The 24,429-nt window shown below is 43.6% G+C and carries 21 protein-coding genes, 2 tRNA genes and 1 pseudogene; 12 read left to right on the top strand and 12 right to left on the bottom strand.

The window, feature by feature from the left end; all coding sequences use genetic code 11:
* Positions 1-396 (top strand): alginate export family protein (locus tag BM021_RS07695; RefSeq protein WP_177186329.1); only part of this gene is annotated, 396 nt, incomplete at its 5' end.
* Positions 397-492: 96 nt separating this feature from the next.
* Here the strand turns inward: BM021_RS07695 and BM021_RS07700 are convergent.
* The gene (locus tag BM021_RS07700) at positions 493-1,383 is read right to left on the bottom strand and encodes an alpha/beta fold hydrolase (RefSeq protein ID WP_090720462.1); all 891 of its coding nucleotides are present in this window, start codon (positions 1,381-1,383) and stop codon (positions 493-495) included.
* Between the two features lie 106 nt (positions 1,384-1,489).
* Between BM021_RS07700 and lpxK the strand changes: the two genes are divergently transcribed.
* Positions 1,490-2,500, top strand: a complete 1,011-nt coding sequence (gene lpxK, locus BM021_RS07705; RefSeq protein WP_090720463.1) for a tetraacyldisaccharide 4'-kinase — start codon at positions 1,490-1,492, stop codon at positions 2,498-2,500.
* A 13-nt stretch (positions 2,501-2,513) separates the two neighbouring features.
* Here lpxK and BM021_RS07710 read toward each other — a convergent pair whose 3' ends face one another.
* The 3 genes from BM021_RS07710 to BM021_RS07720 form a co-directional block, all read right to left on the bottom strand.
* Positions 2,514-3,287 (bottom strand): DUF4126 family protein, encoded by a 774-nt coding sequence (locus tag BM021_RS07710; protein WP_090720464.1) that lies wholly within the window; start codon positions 3,285-3,287, stop codon positions 2,514-2,516.
* A gap of 63 nt (positions 3,288-3,350) precedes the next feature.
* Positions 3,351-3,791 (bottom strand): universal stress protein, encoded by a 441-nt coding sequence (locus BM021_RS07715; protein WP_090720465.1) that lies wholly within the window; start codon positions 3,789-3,791, stop codon positions 3,351-3,353.
* A 155-nt stretch (positions 3,792-3,946) separates the two neighbouring features.
* Positions 3,947-5,596 carry a MutS-related protein gene (locus BM021_RS07720; protein ID WP_256207836.1) on the bottom strand — a complete coding sequence of 550 codons (1,650 nt, stop codon included), beginning with the start codon at positions 5,594-5,596 and terminating at the stop codon, positions 3,947-3,949.
* Positions 5,597-5,699: 103 nt separating this feature from the next.
* On the opposite strand from BM021_RS07720, the gene BM021_RS07725 reads away from it, so the two are divergent.
* From BM021_RS07725 to BM021_RS07740, 4 genes are read left to right on the top strand one after another with little or no spacing between them, the layout of a single operon-like run.
* Positions 5,700-6,851, top strand: coding sequence for an efflux RND transporter periplasmic adaptor subunit (locus BM021_RS07725; RefSeq protein WP_090720467.1), 1,152 nt, complete (start codon positions 5,700-5,702; stop codon positions 6,849-6,851).
* Positions 6,852-6,857: 6 nt separating this feature from the next.
* Positions 6,858-7,541 (top strand): ABC transporter ATP-binding protein, encoded by a 684-nt coding sequence (locus tag BM021_RS07730; RefSeq protein WP_090720468.1) that lies wholly within the window; start codon positions 6,858-6,860, stop codon positions 7,539-7,541.
* Entirely contained in the window at positions 7,528-8,730 is a 1,203-nt protein-coding gene (locus BM021_RS07735; RefSeq protein WP_090720469.1) for an ABC transporter permease, read from the top strand. Before BM021_RS07730 ends, BM021_RS07735 begins: the two co-directional genes overlap by 14 nt.
* Positions 8,727-9,926: an ABC transporter permease gene (locus tag BM021_RS07740; protein WP_090720470.1), complete on the top strand. Its 1,200-nt coding sequence runs from the start codon at positions 8,727-8,729 to the stop codon at positions 9,924-9,926. The genes BM021_RS07735 and BM021_RS07740 overlap by 4 nt, the downstream gene beginning before the upstream one ends.
* A 28-nt stretch (positions 9,927-9,954) precedes the next feature.
* Here BM021_RS07740 and BM021_RS07745 read toward each other — a convergent pair whose 3' ends face one another.
* The 6 genes from BM021_RS07745 to BM021_RS07770 form a co-directional block, all read right to left on the bottom strand.
* Positions 9,955-12,873 carry a bifunctional diguanylate cyclase/phosphodiesterase gene (locus BM021_RS07745; RefSeq protein ID WP_090720471.1) on the bottom strand — a complete coding sequence of 973 codons (2,919 nt, stop codon included), beginning with the start codon at positions 12,871-12,873 and terminating at the stop codon, positions 9,955-9,957.
* Between the two features lie 10 nt (positions 12,874-12,883).
* The gene (locus BM021_RS07750) at positions 12,884-14,296 is read right to left on the bottom strand and encodes a porin family protein (protein WP_090720472.1); all 1,413 of its coding nucleotides are present in this window, start codon (positions 14,294-14,296) and stop codon (positions 12,884-12,886) included.
* On the bottom strand, positions 14,265-14,648 hold the full coding sequence (locus BM021_RS07755) for a type 2 periplasmic-binding domain-containing protein (protein ID WP_256207837.1): 384 nt from the start codon (positions 14,646-14,648) through the stop codon (positions 14,265-14,267). Before BM021_RS07755 ends, BM021_RS07750 begins: the two co-directional genes overlap by 32 nt.
* Before the next feature lie 92 nt (positions 14,649-14,740).
* Positions 14,741-15,535, bottom strand: a complete 795-nt coding sequence (locus BM021_RS07760; protein WP_256207838.1) for a PEP-CTERM/exosortase system-associated acyltransferase — start codon at positions 15,533-15,535, stop codon at positions 14,741-14,743.
* A gap of 490 nt (positions 15,536-16,025) precedes the next feature.
* Complete coding sequence (locus BM021_RS07765) at positions 16,026-17,261, bottom strand: pyridoxal-dependent decarboxylase, exosortase A system-associated (RefSeq protein ID WP_090720474.1); 1,236 nt, start codon at positions 17,259-17,261, stop codon at positions 16,026-16,028.
* Positions 17,258-18,844, bottom strand: coding sequence for an acyl-CoA ligase (AMP-forming), exosortase A system-associated (locus BM021_RS07770; protein WP_090720475.1), 1,587 nt, complete (start codon positions 18,842-18,844; stop codon positions 17,258-17,260). The genes BM021_RS07765 and BM021_RS07770 overlap by 4 nt, the downstream gene beginning before the upstream one ends.
* 206 nt (positions 18,845-19,050) lie before the next feature.
* Here BM021_RS07770 and gltX point away from each other — a divergent pair, with 206 nt between their 5' ends.
* The 3 genes from gltX (at position 19,051) to BM021_RS07785 (ending at position 20,686) form a co-directional block, all read left to right on the top strand.
* Positions 19,051-20,445 (top strand): glutamate--tRNA ligase, encoded by a 1,395-nt coding sequence (gltX, locus tag BM021_RS07775; protein ID WP_090720476.1) that lies wholly within the window; start codon positions 19,051-19,053, stop codon positions 20,443-20,445.
* Positions 20,446-20,498: 53 nt separating this feature from the next.
* A tRNA-Ala gene (locus BM021_RS07780) sits at positions 20,499-20,574 on the top strand.
* 36 nt (positions 20,575-20,610) lie between these two features.
* A tRNA-Glu gene (locus tag BM021_RS07785) sits at positions 20,611-20,686 on the top strand.
* A gap of 65 nt (positions 20,687-20,751) precedes the next feature.
* On the opposite strand, the pseudogene BM021_RS16090 reads toward BM021_RS07785, so the two are convergent.
* A pseudogene (locus BM021_RS16090) lies at positions 20,752-20,949 on the bottom strand (hypothetical protein); the annotation flags it as partial.
* A gap of 252 nt (positions 20,950-21,201) precedes the next feature.
* Between BM021_RS16090 and BM021_RS07795 the strand changes: the two are divergent.
* Together BM021_RS07795 and BM021_RS16095 are read left to right on the top strand one after the other, a co-directional pair.
* Complete coding sequence (locus BM021_RS07795) at positions 21,202-21,984, top strand: OBAP family protein (RefSeq protein WP_090720478.1); 783 nt, start codon at positions 21,202-21,204, stop codon at positions 21,982-21,984.
* An 851-nt stretch (positions 21,985-22,835) separates the two neighbouring features.
* A complete protein-coding gene (locus tag BM021_RS16095; protein ID WP_256207839.1) occupies positions 22,836-22,970 on the top strand; it encodes a hypothetical protein in 135 nt (44 codons plus the stop codon).
* 155 nt (positions 22,971-23,125) lie between these two features.
* Here the strand turns inward: BM021_RS16095 and BM021_RS07800 are convergent, their stop codons facing one another.
* Positions 23,126-23,458, bottom strand: a complete 333-nt coding sequence (locus tag BM021_RS07800; RefSeq protein WP_090720479.1) for a transposase — start codon at positions 23,456-23,458, stop codon at positions 23,126-23,128.
* 403 nt (positions 23,459-23,861) lie between these two features.
* On the opposite strand from BM021_RS07800, the gene BM021_RS15220 reads away from it, so the two are divergent.
* Positions 23,862-24,191, top strand: a complete 330-nt coding sequence (locus BM021_RS15220; protein ID WP_143074309.1) for a hypothetical protein — start codon at positions 23,862-23,864, stop codon at positions 24,189-24,191.
* Positions 24,192-24,429: the final 238 nt, after the last annotated feature.

Raw genomic sequence — 24,429 nt, forward strand, 5'->3', positions numbered from 1 at the left:
AGAAGCAATACATTTAATCAATTATTTCCATTTGGTCACTATTACCTGGGTTACCTGGATCGAGTAGGACGCCAGAATATTCATGACTTCAATGCACAATTTACGCTGCAACCGATGCCATGGATCACATTTATCACCCAATATCATCGGTTCTACCTGGCCAATAACCGCGATTATCTGTACAACGCGGCTGGCGCAGCCACACTCAGAGATATCACAGGTCAGTCAGGAAGCCATGTGGGAGATGAGATTGATTTCCGCTTGAACCTCCATGTCAACCGCCATCAGGATGTGCTGGTTGGCTACTCAAAGATGTGGAGCGGCACTTTCCTGGACAAACAGGTCCCAGGAATCTCTCCGGATCTTTTCTATGTTCAGTACAACATACGCTTCTAAATTCGGTCTGGATTAAACAACAACGGCAGTCTGGTACGGCTGCCGTTATCATTCAAGCTTGGGTTGCTTAATTGATCTGTATTTCTCCTAGCGCTGCTAGCTGAGAATAAAGTCCCGCACAATTTTTATTTGGTTCTCATCCATCAGCATGGGTGAATGACCAATGCCGGGCAACTCGACAATTTTGACTTTTGCGCAACGTTTCTGCATTTGCGCAGCCGTTTCAGCTGACAATACATCCGACTCCATGCCGCGCAGGACCAACGTCGGTATATTTAATTGATCCCATTGTTGCCATAAATCGATATCTTTAATCTCATGTTCTTTAAAACTTATCGAGATTTTTGGATCATAGCGAAAACCGCAGGATCCATCCGTATATTCACAAACGCTATGTAGAGCCATATGATTCCATTGATCTTCTGTTAAAGGACCAAAAAAAACGGATATTGCTTTCATGTACTGTTTAAATTCTTCAAAACTTTTGAAGCGGGGATCTCTACCGACATAATCAGCGATTCTTCTCAGTGCAGCTTCGGGAATTAACGGACCGATATCACTCATCACCAGTTTGGTGATTGGATTCGGTATATTCGGTTGTATCGCTAAAAACATCCCGATTAAGCCCCCTAGAGAAATACCCACCCAATCCAGCGTAATCTTCACCTGATATTGTGCTTTGATATGCGCAATTAAAGATATCGCATCAGAAAGATATAATGGGTAATAATCATAGTCATGTGCTTGCTCCAGCCAATCACTTTGGCCACGCCCTACAATATCTGCAGCAATCACTCTACAGTCAGATTGTAGGGCGCGTGCCAGATAATCGAAATCACGACAATTTCGTGTTAAGCCATGCGCACAAATCACCACATGCGGGTTTTGGGGATCCCCCCAGTCGGTATAAGCAATCGAGTGTGGTTTTTTTTGCTCGCCATCGCTGCCAGGCGTAGGCACAAGTAATCGTTTTACAAGTACTTCCATAATTTATGTTATTTTTGTTCTTATTTCAGTTAAGCGCGTTTTGATTGGAATTTCAGCGCAAACAGATTTTAAATTAAAATTTATAACTATTGAATAGAAGCAAAATATGAAATTGTCAGAGCTTTATTGGCATCGTATCACGCCATTACATTTTCTTTTATGGCCATTAAGTGTTGTATATGAATTTTATCTAACACTGAAGAAATTATGCTATTGGCTGGATATTCTTCCTTCAGTTAAGCTGCCAGTCCCTGTCATTATGGTCGACAGTATCAGTGTAGAGGATGGTGGCAAAACACCGCTGGTAATCTGGCTGATCGATTGTCTGCTCAGGCAGGGTTACCGCCCGGGCATCATAACTCGTGGCAATTCTGATAATCCCGGCTTACCTGCTGCAGTTACCTCTGCCAGTGACCCCAATTGGATAGGAGAGAAAACATTCCTATTGGCGCAACGTTGTGGGGATGCTTGCCCTGTCTGGGTTGGAGATGATAGAACTGAAGTGGCTCAAGCACTTCTGAATGCGCACCCTGCTTGCAATATCATCATCTGCAACGATGGAATACATTATTACCGGCTTGAACGCGACATCGAAATAGCGGTTGTTGATTTCTCCGAACCAAGCTTCGGTAATGGTTTAGTATTACCTGCCGGCCCTCTGCGAGCAAGCCTCCGATATTTGAGAAAAATCGATATTATCGTCACCAATGATAAACAGAACTATGTGGACGCTAGCCAATGGGGAAAGGCCTTCAATATGAAGCTCGTCAATGAAACGGCTTATCAGGTACTCCACTCAGAAATCCGCCAACCCGTTGCAGACTTTAAGAACAAACGATTGCATGCAATCGCCAGCGGAGACAATGTGCAATGGTTCTTTAATTTCATCCAGAAAGCAGGTTTAACTGCGGAATTGCACTCTCATGCAGAAAATCATCGGTTCATTGAACAGGATACCCATTTTCCTGAAACCGATGTGATTCTTATGCCAGAGGAGAATGCATTACAGTGTCTGCGTTTTGCAAAAGACACGCTTTGGGCATTACCGCAAGAGGCTTGGGTAAATAACGAATTACAAACCATGGTGCTGAAAAAGCTTGAAAATAGGCCTGACTAATTTGTAAGGCTCTTTAAACATTTTTTTTCAGGATCTTATCTTTTTGTTGTTCAAATTCCTGTTCCGTAAGTGTCCCTTTATCCCGTAATTGCTGCAAGCGTTCCAGCGCAGTTACTTGCGGGTTCTCTAGTGCTTCTACTGCAGAAGTAGTGTGCCCATTGGATAGAGCAGGTTGTGCTTGTACTACTCCCAGGAATTTTCCTATTCTAAACAGGATTATTTTTATAAAACGCCATAACTTGGGTAACAACCAAACAGCAGCGCCCAAAAAAAGAATAAATAATATGAGGAAAACTTCTGGGTGCTTCAGAGCAGTCCATAATCCGGAAAATACCAGAAAATCTCCCGTAAGAGATGCCGACCAATTTGTAACCGGCTCCGGAGAGGTGTTGATTAACAGGCGAGTACCTGCTTTGGTAGCATGAGTAGTTGCAGCCACACCGCCACCTAGAATCCCGGCAGCAATTTCTAGCGCAGGCGTCACATCACCGACCGCACCTGCCGCCAGCATGGCACCTGCCGGGATACGAATAAACGTATGAATGGAATCCCACACAGAATCCATTCCGGGTATCTTATCCATAAAGAACTCAATAAAATACATGATACCTGCAGCAGCAATTACCAAGGGATCTTGTAATACTGACAATTCATCAGGCAAAACAATATGACCTGATGCGCCACCCCAGCCAAGCACCAATAAAGCGGCATACAAATTAATGCCGCTAGCCCACGAAGCACCCATCATTAAGGCAACCGTTGCTAATAAAGTTTCATAATTTTCCATATCTTGAATTCAACAAAAATTTGCTTCTAAAATTAATGATGCGACTGGATGCGCCAATAATTTTTAACTACTACGAATCAAAAGTACTGGTATATGCGCTGTCCGTACGATACCTTCCGCAACGCTGCCCAATAGCATGCGATTGAAACCAGATCGGCCATGAGTGCCGATGATGATCAAATCTGCCGAGCTATTTTTTGCCTCGGTAACGATCACATGCGCAACCCGCTCACCCCGAGCTTCAAGCAACTTTCCTTCCACCGCTACCCCAGCTTGTTGGAGTTTGTTCTGCGCCTGTGCCAGGATTTTTTCTCCACTATGTCTCATTGCATCAACTAATTCTGCATAATTCAGATAATTCTCATCGTTAAAATACCAGATATCTTCCAACACATGCACCAACTCCACCTGGGCATTGTGATGCTGGGAAAATTTAATCGTTTCGTCCAATGCCTGTTCGGAAATCGCACTGCCATCGATCGGTACTAAAATTCTCTGATACATGACACCTCCCAAATGATTTTTGCACCGTTCACTTAAAGCCGGATTAAGATCCTATATTGGCATATTTTTACCTTAATCTGAATTCACAAGCACTACTTAGTTCATCTGCCCATTCGTATAAAGATTCCTGTATACATTTCCAATTCCTTTGTCAGTTAATCACCCAAATTCTGGCGTGTGTCAGCTTGACGTTCCAAATGTGCTTCTACATGTTTCTGACTGAAGCCGATGGCATGGGCAACCCGGTCTGCATGGCTCACCGTCGATATGCCTGCAATCAAGCGATGCGTTGGACCCTCAGGCATGAATTCCACCTGCAAATATTGGCCGATCCCTTCGCTTTGCAGACGTTCGCAGAGCTCGTGGTTATGGGTTACCAGCAAGGTACTCGCACCCAGTTTATGAAATCCCTTAAGAATATATTCCGAAATAGTCATTTTTTCTTCAAATGTCGTGCCTTCGGATAGCTCATCCAGCACTACCAGGCTGCGCGCAGTAGCATTAAAAAATATTTCGCGCGTACGCTTGAGCTCATGGCCGAAACGCCCCATAGCGGCGCTGAGTTGACCTGGTTCAGGCACTTGATAAAAGATATGTTCTGCCGGCACCAGTTGCCCCTGCGTGGCGGGTATGTAGCAGCCGATTTGCCCCAGCAACTGGATCTGCGCGACAGTTTTACAGTAAGCGGTTTTACCGCCACTGTTCGGGCCGGTAATGATCAGCAGCCGATCCGTCAATTCAAGGCGAATGTCATTCGGCACATAATCTGAAATAACCTTGATCAGTAACGGATTTCTGGCCTGATTGACGATCAGTCGATGCTGTTTCTCATCGAGAATTTCCGGCAACACTTTGTCACTAGTCAGCGATTGCCCATAGCGATAAAAAGACAGTAGTTCATCGATCAATCCCAATGCCTCGATTGCCTTAGCCAATTCCATGCTTTCGCGAAACTGTTTACGCAGTGGATAAATGATCGAATCACGATCAGAAACACCCATTGCCAGCAAAACAATGGGAAAAATTGGTAAGGTGAGCGCCAGAATGCCATAACCGATATAAGACGCATTAAATTGAGGCATGAAGTTTTCAAAGAAAAACAAAATGCCATACAAGGCGGCAAAGAAAATCAGCGTCGGCATCATTTTAAGCAGCGATGGCCGGAAGCGCGAATAGAGATCAAAATTTGTTTTTTCCTTTTTCGTTTTGAACTTGCCCCCCGACGAATATACCGGACCTTTCATCAATGCGTAAATGCGTGACTGACCAAAATCACAGATAGCATCCAGTAGTGTCCGTAAATAAATTGATTGCGGATGTGGCAATCGGCTAGCAGATTCAACCAGATCCACTGCAAATTGCGTACCATCCTTAAATTGTTGGTAACCGTAACCGCCGAATTCGAGTCTATCCGAACGCTCACTCGGTTCATCTGTAGCCAAGCCGCCAGAAAATTCACCATACAGGAGGTGTTTTAGCAATTTCTCACCCGAAGAAACTTTTCCAACAAACTGGGCAAGCGCATCATATAGTTCCGGATTTGATTCAATTTCACGCAACTCAATCTGCTTTTGTTGCAATACTTGCGCATCCTGGTCGGGACGAGCCATAGATCGATACAGTACCAAGCGGCCTATTTCGGTTTGTGTGTGATCAATCGCATCAAACAATGCTTCGACTTCTATCGCTTCAAATGTTTTGGGATCAAGCGCTTCATAATTCGCCTGAGTGGGACGAATATCATGCATACGGGTAGGTCGATCTGAATCGGATAAGATGAATTGTTTACGCCAAATATCATTCATAGAGATAGCTTGCGATATGGTTTTTATGAGCGTGTAAAATACGCATATTTGCAATGAAATACAACACAATGTCATCCTATTCCATCCCGATTTATCATTTCTGATGATACTGACGCTCAAAAAACCATTACGATTAACCATCCTCTCCTTGGCAGCAACTGCCATCGCGCTTGCCAGCTGGTATTTCACCCGACCGCAGCCGTTGCCAGTGGATGTCGCCATCATCACATTCGGCCATGTTGAAGCAACGATTGTCAATACGCGGGCAGGAACGATTAAATCCTGCCAAAGATCTAACCTGGCACCAGCTTCTGGCGGGCAAATTGCCAAAATCTGGGTTAAAGAAGGCGATCGCGTACAAAAAGGTCAAATTTTGTTGGAACTATGGAATAAGGATTTACGAGCCCAGTACGAACTGGCGCAGCGGCAACTTGCCATGTCGCAGCAACGCCGTCACGAAGCTTGTATTTTGGCAGAAAATGCCCGGCGCGAATCGCTGCGTACGCAGCAATTGATTGCGAAAGGCTTCGTCAGTTCACAACGTGCAGAGGATGTCGATGCCAACGCACGCGCCCGACAGGCCAGTTGTGATGCAGCCATTTCTGAAATTAAACGCGCTGAGGCGCAAATCCACGTCGCTCAGGCTGGACTGGATCGAACCGTTATCATTGCGCCTTTTTCAGGCGTTGTTGCGCATATCAGTGGTGAACTGGGTGAATTCACCACGCCTTCGCCACCCGGTATTCCAACTCCCCCTACCATTGATTTAATCGACGACACTTGTCTGTATGTAACTGCGCCGATGGATGAAATCGATGCACCAAAAATCAGGATTGGGCAAGAAGCGCGTATTACTTTGGATGCCATGCCGGAAAAAATTTTTCCTGGCAAAATCCGACGCGTTGCACCGTATGTGACTGAAGTCGAGAAACAGGCGCGCACTGTGGATATCAAAGTGGATTTTCTGCAAAGCCCTGCAGATACTTTATTGGTAGGCTACAGTGCTGATGTTGAAGTTGTTCTTGAACGCAAGGACAACGTCTTGCGCATCCCCACACAAGCCATACGGCAAGATAACACAGTATGGATGGTTGATGCTAATCACCGGTTGGTGGAACGGCAGCTGGAAACCGGCCTTAGCAACTGGAGCTTCACTGAGATTCGTAGCGGCCTGAAAGCAGGTGATCAAGTCCTGATTTCATTTGATCAGAACAATATCAAGGCCGGTATCACCGTAGAACCCAAAACTGAATAAATAGTCATGATTCGCCTCACAGCCATTACCCGTACATTTCATATGGGTGACCAGACGGTTTATGCATTGAATAATATCAACTTGCATATTGCTTCGGGTGAGTATGTTTCAATCATGGGACCTTCTGGTTCCGGAAAATCCACGTTGCTCAATATCATCGGCTTGCTGGACAAATCCGACAGTGGAAGTTATGAATTGGATAACAGGCTGATCAGTGATTTATCGGAAACCGAGCAAGCGCAAATTCGCCGTGAAAAAATCGGCTTTGTTTTTCAATCCTTTCATCTCGTTTCGCGCCTGACTGCCGCAGAAAATATTGAACTACCGTTGATTCTTGGCGGCATACCCGCCACACAGCGGCAAATACGCGTAAATGAAGCGCTACAAGCGTTTGAGTTAAAACAACGCGCAAACCATCGACCATCCGAGTTATCCGGCGGGCAACGCCAACGGGTGGCAATCGCGCGGGCGACGATCATGCAACCCAGCGTTATCCTGGCCGACGAACCGACCGGCAATCTGGATCATCAGATCGGCGCTGAAGTCATGTTATTGTTGGAAAAGCTACATCGAAGCGGAACCACGCTGATTGTCGTCACGCATGATCGTGAATTGGGCGCACGTGCCCATCGGCAAATCGCGATGCGCGATGGAAAAATATTAACAGATCAAAGTCATGACGCTGACTGATACGCTACAGGTTTCGTTTAAAACGGTGTTGAGCTATCGCATCCGCTCATTGCTGATCATACTGTCCATGGCGCTCGGCGTAGCCGCAGTGGTCATGCTCACCGCCTTGGGCGACGGGGCTAGAAACTACGTAATCAATCAGTTTTCTTCCATCGGCACCAATTTGCTCGTCGTCTTGCCAGGACGAGCGGAAACCGCAGGGGCATTTCCCGGTGCGATATTGGGTCAAACACCGCGCGATCTGACGTTGAAAGATGCACAACTACTGGGTCGGTTGCCGCAAATCCGGCGTTATGCGCCACTCAATGTCGGCGCCGCCGAATTATCCGCTGCCACCCGCCTACGTGAAGTAACGGTTTTAGGCAGCAACGCCAACCTGATACCGATCCGGCATATGAAACTGGCGCAGGGCAGCTTCCTGGCACATGGCGCCGAGCATAGCGCTCAAATTGTTTTAGGTGCAAAGATAGCCAATGAGTTTTTCCCCCGCAGTCAGGCAATTGGACAGCGAGTCCGGCTGGGCGATAGGCGCTTCCTGGTTTCCGGAGTTCTGGCACCACAAGGTGAATCGATGGGCTTCAATACGGATGAAATTGTTATTATTCCGATTGATTACGCACAAGCGATGTTCAATACCACATCTTTATTTCGTATTTTGGTGGAGGCAAAAAGTCACGACGAAATTGAGTCTGCCAAGCAAGCCATATTAACAATCATGAAACAGAGCCATGATGGAGAAGAGGATATTACTGTCATTACGCAAGACGCTATCCTAGCGACTTTCGATCGAATCCTTCATACCATGACTTTAGCAGGTGCCGGTATCGTCAGTATCAGCTTGATTGTTGCCAGTATTCTGGTAATGAATGTGATGCTGGTTGCAGTCACGCAGCGTACTGCAGAAATTGGCTTGTTGAAAGCAATCGGTGCCACATCCGCCGACATACGTCGTTTATTTCTAGCTGAAGTAGTCTGGTTGTCTCTTGCTGGTGCTATTTTTGGATTGTTATTAGGTCAATTCGGCAGTTTAATGCTGCGCTTGGCTTATCCGCAATTTCCTGCCTGGGCACCCGTCTGGGCTTCGATTGCAGGTATTTTTGTCACGGTGATCACGGGTATCCTCGCCTGTTTATGGCCCGCCAGCCAAGCAGCGCGGCTGGATGCAGTAAAAGCGCTGAGTAAAAAATGAACGCAGTCGATACCTTCCAGTTTGCTTTTCGTTCCTTGACAGCGCACCGCCTACGTACCATTTTGTCGGCATCTGGAATCGCTGTCGGAATTGCCGCAATCATTCTCCTGACCGCGATTGGCGATGGCGTACAGCGTTTTGTGCTAGCGGAATTCACGCAATTTGGTACCAACGTTATCACGATTACTCCTGGAAAAATCAGTACGCATGGCGGTTCAATAGGTGCCATTGGCAGCGCTCGATTGTTGACGATTGAAGATACGATTGCGCTGAAGCAAAGCCGTTATGCCCAATATACCAATGCCAATGTGATCGGTAACGCAGAAATTCGGACACAAGGACGCAGTCGACGAGTCACGGTCTATGGCCAAGGACCAGATTCTGCAAAAGCTTTTAATATGCAGGTAGCAACCGGGCAATTCTTACCCCCCGACGATCCGCGTAATCCGCGTGCTTATGTGGTGCTGGGTGCAAAAGTACGTACAGAATTATTTGGTGATGCCAATCCGCTCGGTGCATTACTGCAAGTCGGCGGATCGCGTTTCCGGGTCATCGGGGTGATGGCACCTAAAGGCCAGTTGCTCGGTTTTGATCTGGATGACACAGTTTTCATACCCACAACCCGTGCATTGGAAGTATTCAATCGGCAAGGCGTGATGGAAATCAATTTTTCATATTTCCCGGATACACCCATACAAGCAGTAATAAACGATATTCAGCGCATTCTTGTTGCGCGGCATGGGCGCGAGGATTTCACCGTTAAGTCGCAGCAACAGATGCTCAGCACCCTGTCCACTGTATTAAGCTTATTAAAGTTCGCCGTCGCTGCTTTGGGAGGTATCTCCCTATTGGTCGGTGCTGTTGGCATGGTCACACTGATGCATATCGCGGTTTCGGAGCGCGTATCGGAAATCGGTCTGCTTACCGCATTAGGCGCAACACGCGCCCGTATTCGCGTCTTATTTCTATTGGAATCGATTGCACTTTCCAGCATGGGTGGCGTGGCAGGACTCATTATCGGAGCAAGTATCGCATGGCTGCTCAAGCTTTTGATCAGCGGCCTGCCAGTCAATATCCCATGGGATTATGTTTTTGGCGCTTTGGGTTTGTCGCTATTGATTGGTCTTACGGCAGGTGTGATACCGGCAATGCGGGCTGCAAAATTAAACCCTGTCGATGCGCTACGAGCAGAGTAAAAAAAATGGATAAACTCTACTTTGAGAATCAGCACACACTAATGTGCTTCATTAAAAATTCATTCGCTGGCCATGGTTTTCCGATGTAATAACCTTGTGCATAGTCAATATCCATGTTTTCAATCAATGATAACGTTTCTGCACTTTCAACAAACTCTGCTGTAATTTTCTTGCCAAAACCCCGGGCCACACTGCACAATGCATTGACTAGGATCAGGTCATCACTATTTCCAGACAAATTTCGGATAAACGAGCCGTCTATTTTCACGACATCAACTGGCAATTCTCTCAAGTAATAAAAAGATGAAAAACCGACACCAAAGTCATCCAATACAAAACCACACCCTAACTCCTTGATTTCTCTCATTAATCCACGCGCACCAGGCAAATCTTCCAATGCTGCTGTTTCTGTTATTTCAAACATTAAATTTTCCGGTTCTATGTGATATAACATCAATTGTTGTTTGAGGATCGGCAGTAATTCAGGATCATTAAAAGCATGTGCAGATAAATTGATTGAAAAATTAACTGAGTATCCAGCCTGATAAATTTTGGCGGCCTGCGCAATCGCTTTGCGCAATACCATATGATCAATGGCATGAATTAGGCCAGTATGTTCGGCAGCCGGAATGAAATCACCAGGCGATCGGATTGTGCCATCAGTATCCTGCATACGAAGCAGTACTTCGTAATGCGAAATCTGCTTTGATTTGATGCTCATGATCGGCTGCAAATACAGCATGAAATTATCGTGCAAATGTGAATATTCAATCTTTTCTTTCCAATACACCAATGTTTGGACACGCTCACGACTACGATCATTATCTGAAAACAAATACCAGGCATTGCGCCCCATGGCTTTCGCCTGGTACATGGCAAGATCAGCAGCAGCCAATAAGTCATGAATATTAGCGCCATGCTCAGGAAATAATGCTATACCGATACTGGCTGAGATTTTATGGGTACGATTATCAATCGTTAACTGCGCCTGATCCAATTGATTCAACACCTTCTTGGCCACTTCTATTGCACCATCAACATTAATTTCTGGCAAGATAATTGCAAACTCGTCGCCACCTAAGCGGCCAGTAATATCATCCGCGCGAATTGTCTGAGCCAGCATGTTCGCAACTATTTTAAGCAATGTATCACCCGCGTGATGTCCACTGGTATCATTAATAAATTTAAACCGATCCAGATCAAAGAATAACAAGGCACCCGGATGCCGATATCTTTCCGCCCGGCTTAACACTTGTTCCAGCTCTTCGCTAAAACGACGCCGGTTAAACATGTTTGTTAACGGATCATGATCTGCCAGCCATGCCAAGTGACCTTCAACCCGCTTATATTCGGTAACATCCAGGCCTACTGACAGTATGGATGGATCTTCTTCAGAATTCCAGCTCAGGTGCGAATGCAGCCAGGCCACATGGCGTGTTGATCCATCTTTACAATGCGTAATCGCCTCATGACGTAACTGCATTTTCTGTCCAGTGTGAATTTCTTTAAAGAGAGCCAGCGAATCTTGTGATTCATACTCTGGAATTAATACCGTTAGAAAGGATTTACCCTGCAATTCCTTTTCTGTATAGCGGGTTAACATCTCACCGTAGGCATTGAGCGAGATTATTTTTCCTTCAGAATTTTGGGTTAATACAATTGCCTGCGCCGTATCGAGCAGATTCTTTACAAAGTCTCTTTCTTTACTAAGTTCATCCCGCTGCTCAATGAGCATTTTGGTTCGGGTAGAAACCTTGAGCTCCAGCTTCTCCAGTTGTAGAGATAAAGCCACTGCAGCTTCTGATAGCGTATCTACCTCGTCATTAAAGCGCTGTACCCGATCAGTCGCGGCGAGCGACAGACGAAAATTTTCAAACTGTCCACTCGCAAGAAGCGGAAGCGCAAAAGCAACATCTTTTAATCGCGAAAGCAACCTTGCGAAAATCAGAAGTAGTAAAATTTCAGAAATGATCAGCCCAAGAAAGCCAGTTAATGCAATCTTCCAAATGGAATCATGAATATTATTTACTGCAGCCGTAACATCTGTAATGATCACCAAATGCGCATTATCAGATTTGACCGGATCCAGAGAAAACAATTTTATTTGTTGGTGCAAATCATTCCAGTGCACCTGTATACCCTTGTGCAGTACATCCATATCTGGATACAGTTGAGAAGCCATGTTGAGAATCTGATGATTTCTGTCTTTGTTGGTCAGTGCGGAAATCTGTACATCCCACGGGGAAATATCCAGGTCATCTTGATGTGGTGAGTGACTTTGTTTCTCTACCAATAAACCGATATCAGCGCTAAATATACGCTTAAATGCTAAGAGTACATCAGCTAATGAAATTCCTAATACCACTGCGCCCACTTTACGCCCTTCAACCAATAGTGGCGCTACAATGAATTGTATGCAGCTTTCCCTGCAGAGCAAGGGATTAATTGGCTGTTCTGACTGATTGACTTGACTTACCCACTCTAACAGTAAGCCATTTTCGTTGAGTCTGGATTCTAAATTATCCCAGCCGGCATTAAATTGATTGAATTGATTATAAAAATAAACAAACTCAACATTATTATGCAATTGCAATAATGCCCAGTGTTGATCAAAAGCCCTATCAATACTCTCACCATCATTGGTCAATAATACTTTTTTCATACTATCCAAGAAGGGGATTATTTCGGCAAGCTGATATAGATTTTGTGAAGTATTATTGATTAAATTATCGATTTCTCTTGAGTAACGTCTATAATCGGTATCTCGCTGATTATCAAAATTTGCCATTAAGCCCAGGTAACTGATAAAGCAAAATAATGCTACGACGGCCAACAGTATCAAACTGCTGCTCAATGAAATCTTCCACCTTAAACTCCGAAATCCTCTTTTTTTATAGCCAGAAGCAATATAAGGGTTTACTGGATTTTTCTCTGAACTTATACCCATCAGATTTTAACTAAAAGCGATATGAAGCTTGAATTGCATAAAGATCCCAGTGTTGACTTAAGGGACCTTCTTTCGCAGGATTATTATCTAATTTTGAAAGCCATCCTGTACCATTGACGTGATGGTATTCAGCGCGCAGCATGAATTGTGGCGTAACATTCCAGCGTATACCTACCATGATATCCTTGGCAAAATGAGCGTACGGTATTCGAAAACCGCTACCGTCTCGATTTGATCTATCTGCATAATAAGCATCATAACGTACTATACCTTCCCATTTTGGAGTAAATCGATATTCACCTTGGAAATAATAACTCTCACCAAGAACATTCATGCCATTGATTGGATTTCTGGATTTACCATCATTTGTTAAGCCAAAATTATTATCAAATTTAAGGTGACGTATCGCATATTCTGAGGTTAAGCTCCACCTCTCTGCGTTATATTGAGCAGAAAAATAGATAGGGGTAAATTGAAATGATCCAGGACCTACTGGATCATTTGACTTATACTCAGGATCATAAGATGTATTTAACCATATTCCACTGATACCAAGACGAAGACGTTTATCATTCGTTTCAAAAATTCCACGGCCAATGAAAGAGACTTCCCGGTTCAGTTGCCCCCTTGGTAGAGCTCCAAGAATTGAAAGTTCCGTGTCCTTGTCACTCACGATCGGCCACCATACACCAAATTGAGTAGAAACTGTACCGATATTAGCTACGGCGGTTTCACCATACAATTGTACAGAATCTCCTGAAAGTCCTAGATTGCGAGTACGATCAAAATAAATGGATTGCGGCAATAAGATGCCTGGACGAGTAAATGCCACATCTCGAGTATCATTGTAAAAACCAAATGGGTTTTTCAACCGGCCAATTCGTATACCAAATTGGTTCACCTCATGAGAATAAAGTCGATAATCCAGGAAAGCATAATCAAGCCGCGGCATGCCTGAGTTTCCTTTACCAGCGCGACGAGATAATACTTGGGCTGATATTTGAAGCCTGGGTAACGGCCGTATTGAAGCATTCAGCCCTGCTTCAGTAAGACCAAAACTACCGCCATTATCACTATTACCAAAAACATCGTTGTCTGAAGTTGTGATATATGCCTGACTTGCAAACCCATGAATTTGCAAATCTGCGGGAAGATTCGTGTTACGAAACCAATTAACCGCACTGTTTACTAACCCAGACTTTTTCTTGGTAGTATCACTCCCTGAAGCTTCTGCAGGCAACTCTGACGCTTGCAGCCATTTGGCTGACGACCTATCGGACTCAGCTTGCACTTTTTTAGGATCGAATCCCTGAGCTTGAACTGCTCCCGCAAAGATAATCAATAACAAAACTAACCATCTACCCAGCCGTTTGGAAGAATCGAGAAGATAGCTACTTAATCTCGAGCACGTTAACATTTTCATTAATATCTGCTCTCCATAAATAGCCTATCGCCCCAGGTGTACTAGCGACCTTTGCTAACATTTCTTCACTTGAATTTACTTTGATGGGCGCTTGACCAGTACCTGAAAATACAAGTCGATCCCATATGGCTCTTAGTTGATAAGGAAATACGTTTATTTTTTCCTTGGAAACGCTTTGATGTAACGGATCATCATCGGGTAATACAAAAACTCTGATCTTAGTCCCATCTGGCCAGGTTTTTAAGTGCATACTGAAGATAGAACGTAATGAGTTTACCGAGAGTACTTTTTCGCTAACTCCTGGATAAGTCACAATCTCATAATGATTATCCGCCCAGACTTCGGCGTTCACACACCATAAACAAATCAATAGAGCATAAAAAAAACAGACTTTATGCTTAAGCAAACAGCATCTTGAAAATTGTATTAAGGATTGGGGTTGACTCAAAAAATGTGTTCCTGATTCAATACATTTCCATGAGCAGATGAGGATGGATTATATTTGCCACAATCTGTTACTACTTCCCAAGCATCGTAATGTTCTCTGTACATTCTATTTAATACATCTTCTACTCTCACAAAATAAGGACGACGAATTCCATGATAATCAACAGGTGGCCCAATCTGAATAAAATCCAATCCGTCAAAACTTAACAGCCTATTCAATGGAGAATCCATCATTGATAACCAGTTTTTGATATTATGCTGAACTGACATACGCATAACACCCGCCATAAGCATCAGTGCTATACTGAGCCCAGAACGGCGATCCGAAGATCGCCGTTCACTTGAAACAGGGCTATTCTCACTTACCGTACTATCCCTCTTACGGCGATTCTCTTTACGGCGATTAAAGCGATCTACTACAACAAAGCGTGAAACTTCAGCAGTTTGTTGTCGTGACAAGCTTTTCATATTGCAAAGCTCTGGATCGAATTGAGTGTTTAATTCAACTGGAAAAAGTTTTTCGGGCTGTAACGGATTAAATAATATTAAACGAACTGTGCCAATAAAATCCCCAGATGAGCGAAGTCGTAAAAGGCTGTGTACAGAATGACTATCATTATCGTCTTTCTCTAATTGATCTGGGTAATGTGAAGGTTCGAAGCCGGGAATGCGTTGTTCTACGCACAACACTTGATAGCGAATTCTATAAACATTTTCAAGTAGTTCAGGTGTATCAGCTATTACAATTTCAAAGTATTTTTGAAAGCTTTCATATAACACACTCATAGTCATAGTATCACCTAGTTAGTCGTCTCCTTAATTAGCTCTACTTGATAATACCTATTTGAAACCGGTGTTTCATGCTCATTTTTTCAAAAACAAAAATAACAAGCACCTAATTATTAATATTTAAGAAATATAAATGAAGTTATTTTTATGACAGTCATGAATAAACATGAAAACAATGCTCTATTTTTTACCAGAATTTATTTTTACTCTTTTGATAACATCATATAGCCAGAAAAATAGCTTAAACAAAATAAATGCTTGTTCCTTCAATAACTAATACTAGTGCTAATGCTGGCTCATTATATTAGCTATTTAAAGCGAATACTCAACTGATCCATATCGATTAGTGTGAAAATCACAACAACAATACAAATTTGTGCATAAAATACAACACAAACTTCTTCCTAAAATATTAAATTCGGTCAGATTAAAGCAGTACTAAATAGACTGCACAAAGAGGGTATTGCTGCTTATTAACTTTAAATTACATAACCTATACCAACACTTCAATTGGCTTAGGGTGATTGAGAAATGTGACGGGACTTGCTGTTAAACCGTAAGCGCCTGACTGCAAAACAACCACCAGATCACCCACAGATGCCTTGGCCATTTGCATTTGATCTGCCAATATATCCAGCGGAGTACAAAGTGGTCCGACCACAGAAACAACTTCCTGTTCTGCGCCCTGCACCCTGTTTCCAATGATGACTGGATAATTTTTACGGACGACCTGACCTAAGTTCCCTGATGCAGCCAAATGATGATGCAAACCACCATCAGTAATTAAAAAAACCCGACCCCGCGATAATTTTCGCTCCAAAACACGACAAACATAAATTCCTGCTTCTGCCACTGTATAGCGGCCTAATTCAATTGCGATGCGGATACCCGGCAATTGTCGTTCCACTTCCAGGAGCAGACGTTGCAGATTTTTACCTATGGCAGACAAATCCAATGCTCGCTCTCCAGGAAAGTAAGGAATGCCAAAACCACTACCCATATTTAACAATCGCACTGGAGATAGTGCATATTCTGCAAGTTGAATGCCAAGCTGCACAGTTTTTGTGTGAGCTTCCTGAATCGCTGCTGCATTCAAATTCTGAGAACCGCTAAAAATATGAAAACCAATAAAATTTAGTCCAAGTTTATGCAATCGTTTCAACATCCCAGGAACACGCTCTACATCGACACCAAAAGGTTTAGGACCACCACTCATTTTCATTCCGGAAGATTTGAGCTCAAAATCCGGATTAACACGAACTGCCACGTTGGGTGCAACACCCAAGAATTCTCCTAATTGAGCGATCAATTCCATTTCCTGCTCGGATTCGATATTCAAAACCACGCCTGCGGCGATAGCGCTGCCCAGTTCATACTCTCTTTTTCCTGGTCCAGCGAAACTGATCTTATCCGGAAGTAAAATCGTATCCAGTGCGATTTTCATTTCCCCGGCTGAAGCGACATCTATTCCATCAACCAGCCCTGCCAAATGCTGCACTACTGCCGGCATAGGATTGGCTTTCATCGCGTAATGCAACAAAATCCCGGGCGGTAAGTGCTGGCGTAATAAGGTGATTCGTTCAGTGATTTTTTGCCGATCATAGGCGTAAAAAGGTGTGGTTCCAACGCGCTGAGCCAAGCGGGTCAGTGAAATACCACCGACTTGCAGGCAATCATTTTGTACAGGAAACTGTACAAGCGGCGCATGTTCTGGAGGCAAATTGTTCACTGATCATTTCCCATAAACAGATGCTGCATTTCCTGAAAAAGAGATTTGCGATCTATTTTACCGTTCGGATTGCGCGGCAAGCTGCCTTGCCGTATCTCAATATGGTGAGGCAGCATATAGGCAGGCAGGTGATGCTTGCATGCTATTCGCAAAATATTCACATCCAACTTTATATCCTTCCGGGCAATCACAATCACGACAATAGCCTGCCCCAGCTCAGGGTGCGGAACCCCTATCGCAGCAGATTCTGCGACATGCCCTGTGGCATAAATCACTTCTTCCACTTCGGTTGGGCTGACACGATAACCCGAAGTTTTGATCATCTCATCACGACGTTCTATGAAGTAGAGAAACCCCTCCTCATCCATTTGCACGGTATCACCTGACCATGCGGCAATTTCTGTAATTGGTAATCCAGCCTGACGTGCTTTGATGGGTTTAAAGCATATAGCTGTCTTTTCTGCATCATTCCAATAACCCATTGCTACCAAAACACCGCGGTGCACCAGTTCTCCGGGCTCACCCGGCACGCAATGCGATCCATCTTCACGCAATACAAGCACTTCAGCATTAGGTATCGCCTTGCCGATAGAGTCTGGATGCCGATCGATTTCTTGTGGTGACAGATAAGCTGAACGAAAGGCTTCGGTAAAGCCATACATCAAGAAAATTTGTGTTGTCGGCAGTGCACTGCGCAGTTGATTCAGTGTCGTACGTGGCATGGTGCCACCCGAATTGGTGATATAGCGTAATGAAGACACTTTTCCCCAATCCAATTGAGCCAGTTGAATCCATAACGGCGGCACAGCCGCAAGACCAGTAATCTGTTGTTCTTTAACGATATTAATAATGTCTCGTGGTAACAGATAATTCATCAAGACACTCATCGCTCCAACATAAAAGGCAGTAGTGAGCTGACTTAATCCATAATCAAAACTCAGAGGCAGCACAGTCAGAATCCGATCATCGGAGCGGTTTTCCAGATATTGTGTTACGCTTTTTGCACCAGCCATCAGATTACGATGTGAAAGCACGACTCCTTTGGGTTTTCCAGTGCTGCCCGAAGTATAAATAATTGCGGCCATATCACTATCGATCGTAGCTGCCGAGGGACGCAACCTATTTGTCAGATGGATTGCTTCCCAGCTGATAACAACAAGGCCGCTGATACGCGGAAGATTATCCTTGGCATCCACTACAACAACGACATGCAGATCATGGCAGGACAATAAAATTGTTTGCAGTAATTTCAATCGCTCCAATGAAGTAATCAATATTCTCACATTACAATCGATCAGAATGTAAGCCACCTGCTCAGGTTTTAACATTGGGTTTACCGGAACAAATACTCCGCCAGCTACGGATGCAGCAAATAATGCCACCACAGCCTCCAAGCGTTTCTCAAGATAAACAGCGACGCGCTCACCGCGACTTAAACCCATTGTATGCAACCCGCCCGCTTTTGCCTCAATTTCTTCGGCCAGACGAGCATAACGCATATATTGATCCTGATATGATAATGCTTCAGCATCTGGTGAACGTTCAGCAGCAGCAAAAATCAGCTCATGTATTAGGTCAGTCATTTGTAAAACACATCATTGTCAAGAAATAAGAAAAATCAATCTAATTAAATAGTTAACATTATACCGCTTTAGATGACATCCTTATCGCAAATTAATTGTTCAATACCTTACTACCAGGCCGGATAATAAAAACACCACCTTTATAGAATCGCGTAAACTATCCAGTTTTTATTTTCAGCATACTACTGACACAACAATCACCAATCATGACGGTACGCACACGATTTGCACCCAGCCCAACAGGCTATCTTCACATTGGCGGCGCACGCACAGCTCTTTTCTCCTGGGCCTATGCACGTAGGCATGGTGGTAAGTTTATTTTGCGCATTGAAGATACTGATCAGGAACGCTCTACTCAGCAATCCACGCAAGCAATTCTTGACAGCATGGCATGGCTGAATTTGAATTATGATGAAGGCCCATTTTATCAAATGCAACGATTACAGCGCTATCATGACATTGCCGAGCAATTATTACGTAATAATCAGGCCTACTACTGTTACGCCACCAAGGAAGAATTGGATGAAATGCGGGAACAGCAATTGGCTGCCGGATTAAAACCCAGATACGATGGACGCTGGCGTGATTCGAAACAAACTCCGCCCACCGGCGTAAAGCCCGTCATTCGCTTCAAGAATCCATTGGAAGGATATGTTGTACTCAATGATCTCATCAAGGGCCGTATCAGTGTAGCGAATAATGAGCTGGATGACTTGGTGTTATTACGAAGCGACGGAATTCCTACTTATAACTTCAGCGTAGTGGTGGATGATCTGGATATGAGCATCAGTCATGTCATACGAGGCGATGATCACGTCAATAACACACCGCGGCAGATTAATATTCTCAAAGCGCTGAATGCGCCGCTACCGGAATATGCGCACGTCCCCATGATCCTGGGTGCCAATGGCGAGCGCTTATCCAAACGCCATGGTGCTGTTTCAGTAACGCAATATCAGGAGGATGGTTATTTGCCTGAAGCATTATTAAACTATTTGGCAAGGCTTGGATGGTCGCATGGTGACAAAGAAATATTCAATCGGGAAGAATTGGTTGAATGGTTTGACTTATCATCGATCAGCCGCTCTCCCGCCAAATTCAACCCTGAGAAGCTGCATTGGATCAATCAGCAGTATCTCAAAAAAACGGATAACTCACGCCTCGCTGAATTAGTGGTTCCTTTTCTCAATAAAGATAAGTGCTATATATCCGATGGTCCAAATTTGATGCGTATTGTTGATTTGCTCAAAGAAAGAGTCAATACCATTGAGGAACTGGCTGACGCGGCTGTTTACTTTTACCGTCCGCTGGAGCCTACGGATGAACTAAAAGCCCAGTATTTTAATGCAGAAACAAGATCTTTATTGAGCGGCTTGACCGAAAAATTTAATCATATTGAATGGACACGCGAATCTATTCATCATGAAATAAAAACGGCGGCTAATAATCATGATGTTAAATTACCTAAGATTGCAATGCCATTGAGGATTATAGTAACCGGAGAAACTCATACCCCTTCAATAGATGCTGTATTGGAATTACTGGGTCGTGAAGAAACACTTACTCGTATAAATGCCCGTCTTAACGAATTTACCGATTGATCTTTTCTTTACAATAAACCGGGGCATCAGTATAATCCTTCTTCCTTTGATCAGGGGGTATAGCTCAGCTGGGAGAGCGCTTGCATGGCATGCAAGAGGTCAGCGGTTCGATCCCGCTTATCTCCACCAGTTTTCTGGATAATACAAAGCTATAACAAAATCTTAGTCCCCATCGTCTAGAGGCCTAGGACATCGCCCTTTCACGGCGGTAACAGGGGTTCGAATCCCCTTGGGGACGCCAATAAAAACAAAGGCTTGTATACGATCAGGCTTTTTTATTTTTCTCATGCGTAATTTGTGTGTAACTTATGAAATAAAAAAGCTAGTATGTTTCTGGTTTTTAACTGTCAAAAACCAGCCATAAGCATGGCTCTTGGCACGTTCCTCAGGCTGTTTCTTCCAGCGACATTCAGACTCTTTTAAATGCAGCTCAAAGTTAACTGACACACCGTTAAACTTTGCAAGCCGCCGCTTGGTAAAACTCCAAAATGATTCAATACCGTTACTAAAAGCTGCTTTGCAATATGATGCAGTCAGGAACAAAGTTCTTACACGATTGATTGGGTTCGGACAGCATTCCTGGCTTTGCCCTTCATGTACCTTGCGTCAGTCGGCGGCGCAGCCCTTTAATAGTAGCAAGAAAATTAACATAAATTATCGCGCAGATTTACGAAAACCAGAGTTCGATATCGTACAGATAAAAAGGATATGAGTCAGTAGATTAAAATTAATAAATGAATCCATAAAGGAAAAGCAATGAAACCTTGCCTCGCAATCTTAGCTTTCTTTTGTATTGGTTCAATCGCAGCTTGTAGTCCATCTATGCAACCATCTATAAAACCCGAAGGACAAGAGAAATCCGCAAAAACAAGAGTTCTTGAAACAGGATCTACAATTTTACAAACTGATTCACCTCTAGATCCTTTGAATATCTATCTGGTTGGTTTTCATGTGGCAAAAGAAGACCCATCTCATCAAATGGAAGCACATCATTTCTGCAATCAAGTTAATGAAGATTTTGCTCAATGCGTGATATTCGATGGTAATACACAGGGGGCAAATCTAATCGGTGTTGAATATATTATTTCAGAAACATTATTTGAATCCTTGCCCGACAATGAGAAAAAATATTGGCATCCTCATAATTTCGAAATCTTATCAGGTCAGCTCATTGCTCCTAATCTACCTAATATAGCTGAAATGGAATTGATGAAGGGCAAGATGAACAGTTACGGCAAAACCTGGCATGTTTGGAACTCTGCCCCATTTGGAAAAGACGGCGACAAGTTACCGTTCGGTAGCCCCGTTCTGGAATGGTCATTTAACCGAGATGAAGAAGAGATTCCTGGCTTAATTGAACAACGGGACCAGCGGTTGGGTGTAAATACTCAGGAGAAACGCCAAGAACGAAATGATTTGACACAGCTTGCAAGACCGCAATCGGGAGTCGATGCACTTAAGGAAAAGTTCATTAAATCTACTATGCCTCTTTCTGGAGTAGTAGACAGTGAAGTAATAAATAAAAATTTGTCTAAGTAGAGATGCATCCTAATTTTCAAAAATAAAGGATTAGCAATGACAATCTCAAATTCTCAAGAAATGGATCGTGTTTGACATACCCTTCCGATGTTAATAATTTTATTGATTCCTAAATTTATTCAAATCTAAATAATGAAGAAATCTCTAAAAGAATTGATGAACTGGATAGGAGTGGGATATTGACGTGTACTGGAGACTAATGCTGCAAGTTTTGCCTTATCTTATATTATTAGCTAAGACTGACCACCCAAAATGGCTGTGGTTATCCACCGGTGTGGCAGGATTCTTATTACAGCATGCTTTACATGGCTGATGTCCACCAGTTTCGGTATTTCGTAGGCTTGGAATTCGGACACAAAGTGAGATCAATCGAGAAAAATATGGCTTAAGGTTGTGCTGTGGGGTGATTTTAAAAATCATCCGCAAAATCAATCTTAAAGTTGAGGCAAAGATCGAGCAAGGACCACGCAGTTTTCATCGTGATAAAATGCGTGCAATTTCTAAGCCGCCTGCGCGGTAACGAATCCTTTTTTGTTAATCAACATGCAAAGATTACCAGGGAAAGAGTAAAATCAACATTGAAAAGTTACTACCCTATGGATGAGAAAATCCGGCATTTAGTGGGAGAACGCTGGAGTGATATCAATAGAGCAAAAGCCTGCATCAGATACCGACATTTCATTAGCAAAGAAGCATCAGTGTGATGGCAAATAGTCTGAATCTTTCACGACAAACGATTCGCAAGGCATTAAGGAGTGAGGGGAATCGATATACCAACGTAAAATTCAACCAACACCGAAATTAGGTGCTTTTAAATCACAACTAGCTGAATGGCTTGAAAGGATGCGAAATTGCCCAGACGCCAACGCAGGACTGCACAAAGATTATTTGAATGTTTGCAGGTTGAAGGTTATCAGGGTTCAAAGGTCAGTGCAGCGGTTTGTGCTGGATTGGAAACAACAAGCGCCACATCGGCCATCGGCTAGCCAAGCCTTTGTTCCTCTGGCGTTCCTAGCAGTGAAACCTGTGAGTTTGACTGAAAGGCGCGCTACGCCATGGCAGCCTTTCCTGAGCGTAATGTCGTGCGCTTGTATTTGCTCATTCACCTGCGCTAACAATTCATCCCACGCACCTGCTGCCGTCAGCCGGGTTCTGAAGCGCGATAGTACGGAATGTGGTCCGGTACATCATCTTCCAACGACAAACCCAAAAATCGCATCACGTGCAGATTCGAATTCGCCATGTCTTCCACCGACTCATCGCTTAAACCACCGTTCCAGATTCCTGCCAGCAGCATCTTGAACAGCAGCAATCCAGAATATGCCGGACGGCTTGCAGCATCCGACACCGGCGCATAATGAACTGCGATCGCTCTCTCTATCGAGTTCCAGTCTATCAATTGATCGATTTGCTTCAAGAAATTCTCTTTCCGGATACGGCGGGTTACATCGTATTCCAAGAAACTCATATCCATCACTTCAATGCTGTTGTTTTAAAACGTAATTATAATTATATCATCCGCCCCATTATCCCAAGATTGTAACCGTGCAAGGTCTCAGATTATATTGAATTTCTGTATTTCCATTTTTAGTTAATAAAATAATATACAGACTTTAGCTAAATTCAGATTTAACGCTTGATAAGTAAATAAAAAGGCGAAAAATCGAGGCACGAGCCGAGTAAGGGATACAACGCAGACTAGAGGAATAATTCAAATCTCGGAGAGGTGGACCATGAACTAAATGAGATGGCACAGGACAAAAGTAATACCATGCTACGAAAATAATTTCCCAAATAAACTATTAAAATAGATAAGAAACGATGAGACAGTTATCACCTTCTAACGAAGCAATATACTTCATCAACAAGAGATTATCATGCTCAAAATTATAAACTTTATATTGACAATTCTTCTAACCCTTGCACTTTTACTATTAAGCGTATTTGCTTTAGCGCAACCTACTTCACCATTCAATAAGCATGATGATAGGAAAAAGATAGATCAGAAATCGCAGTCCACTTCTTCTTCAACCAATGGTACGCAAAATAATCCTGCCTTAGTAAATCCTATAAACCCTTCTGACATGAGCACGCCCCGTTCTACTGTACACCCTTCCAGCCCTATCGGAATAAACCCCAGCAATCCTGCAGGGGTGGATCAAAGCAGCCCTACTGGTGGGACAGGAGGCTCTTCTGGGTATCAGTAAGATTCCTCGGATATCCTCGCTTTTGATTAATGTCACAAGGATAATCTCGCAGCACTTTGGGCTCGCATTTCTCTTTAATGGAGCTAATCGTTGAGTTAACCGACACTTACTCTTGTAACAATGTTAAACCTGAACATTCTTGCCTCCCCTATTCAACCCCTTCCATTCAATTTAATCAAATCAAATATACGATTACTTGAGGCTGAGGCATCTGCTTGCACTACAGGCAATCCAAGCG

The organism is Nitrosomonas sp. Nm166 (assembly GCF_900112825.1).
Classification (GTDB): Bacteria; Pseudomonadota; Gammaproteobacteria; order Burkholderiales; family Nitrosomonadaceae; genus Nitrosomonas.

Excerpts from the sequence above, each read along its gene's own strand:
- BM021_RS07700 (WP_090720462.1), bottom strand. The coding sequence starts at position 1,383 with ATGGAAGTACTTGTAAAACGATTACTTGTGCCTACGCCTGGCAGCGAT.
- lpxK (WP_090720463.1), top strand. The coding sequence starts at position 1,490 with ATGAAATTGTCAGAGCTTTATTGGCATCGTATCACGCCATTACATTTT.
- BM021_RS07710 (WP_090720464.1), bottom strand. The coding sequence starts at position 3,287 with ATGGAAAATTATGAAACTTTATTAGCAACGGTTGCCTTAATGATGGGT.
- BM021_RS07715 (WP_090720465.1), bottom strand. The coding sequence starts at position 3,791 with ATGTATCAGAGAATTTTAGTACCGATCGATGGCAGTGCGATTTCCGAA.
- BM021_RS07720 (WP_256207836.1), bottom strand. The coding sequence starts at position 5,596 with ATGAATGATATTTGGCGTAAACAATTCATCTTATCCGATTCAGATCGA.
- BM021_RS07725 (WP_090720467.1), top strand. The coding sequence starts at position 5,700 with ATGATACTGACGCTCAAAAAACCATTACGATTAACCATCCTCTCCTTG.
- BM021_RS07730 (WP_090720468.1), top strand. The coding sequence starts at position 6,858 with ATGATTCGCCTCACAGCCATTACCCGTACATTTCATATGGGTGACCAG.
- BM021_RS07735 (WP_090720469.1), top strand. The coding sequence starts at position 7,528 with ATGACGCTGACTGATACGCTACAGGTTTCGTTTAAAACGGTGTTGAGC.
- BM021_RS07740 (WP_090720470.1), top strand. The coding sequence starts at position 8,727 with ATGAACGCAGTCGATACCTTCCAGTTTGCTTTTCGTTCCTTGACAGCG.
- BM021_RS07745 (WP_090720471.1), bottom strand. The coding sequence starts at position 12,873 with ATGGGTATAAGTTCAGAGAAAAATCCAGTAAACCCTTATATTGCTTCT.
- BM021_RS07750 (WP_090720472.1), bottom strand. The coding sequence starts at position 14,296 with ATGAAAATGTTAACGTGCTCGAGATTAAGTAGCTATCTTCTCGATTCT.
- BM021_RS07760 (WP_256207838.1), bottom strand. The coding sequence starts at position 15,535 with ATGACTATGAGTGTGTTATATGAAAGCTTTCAAAAATACTTTGAAATT.
- BM021_RS07770 (WP_090720475.1), bottom strand. The coding sequence starts at position 18,844 with ATGACTGACCTAATACATGAGCTGATTTTTGCTGCTGCTGAACGTTCA.
- gltX (WP_090720476.1), top strand. The coding sequence starts at position 19,051 with ATGACGGTACGCACACGATTTGCACCCAGCCCAACAGGCTATCTTCAC.
- BM021_RS07795 (WP_090720478.1), top strand. The coding sequence starts at position 21,202 with ATGAAACCTTGCCTCGCAATCTTAGCTTTCTTTTGTATTGGTTCAATC.
- BM021_RS07800 (WP_090720479.1), bottom strand. The coding sequence starts at position 23,458 with ATGGATATGAGTTTCTTGGAATACGATGTAACCCGCCGTATCCGGAAA.
- BM021_RS15220 (WP_143074309.1), top strand. The coding sequence starts at position 23,862 with ATGCTCAAAATTATAAACTTTATATTGACAATTCTTCTAACCCTTGCA.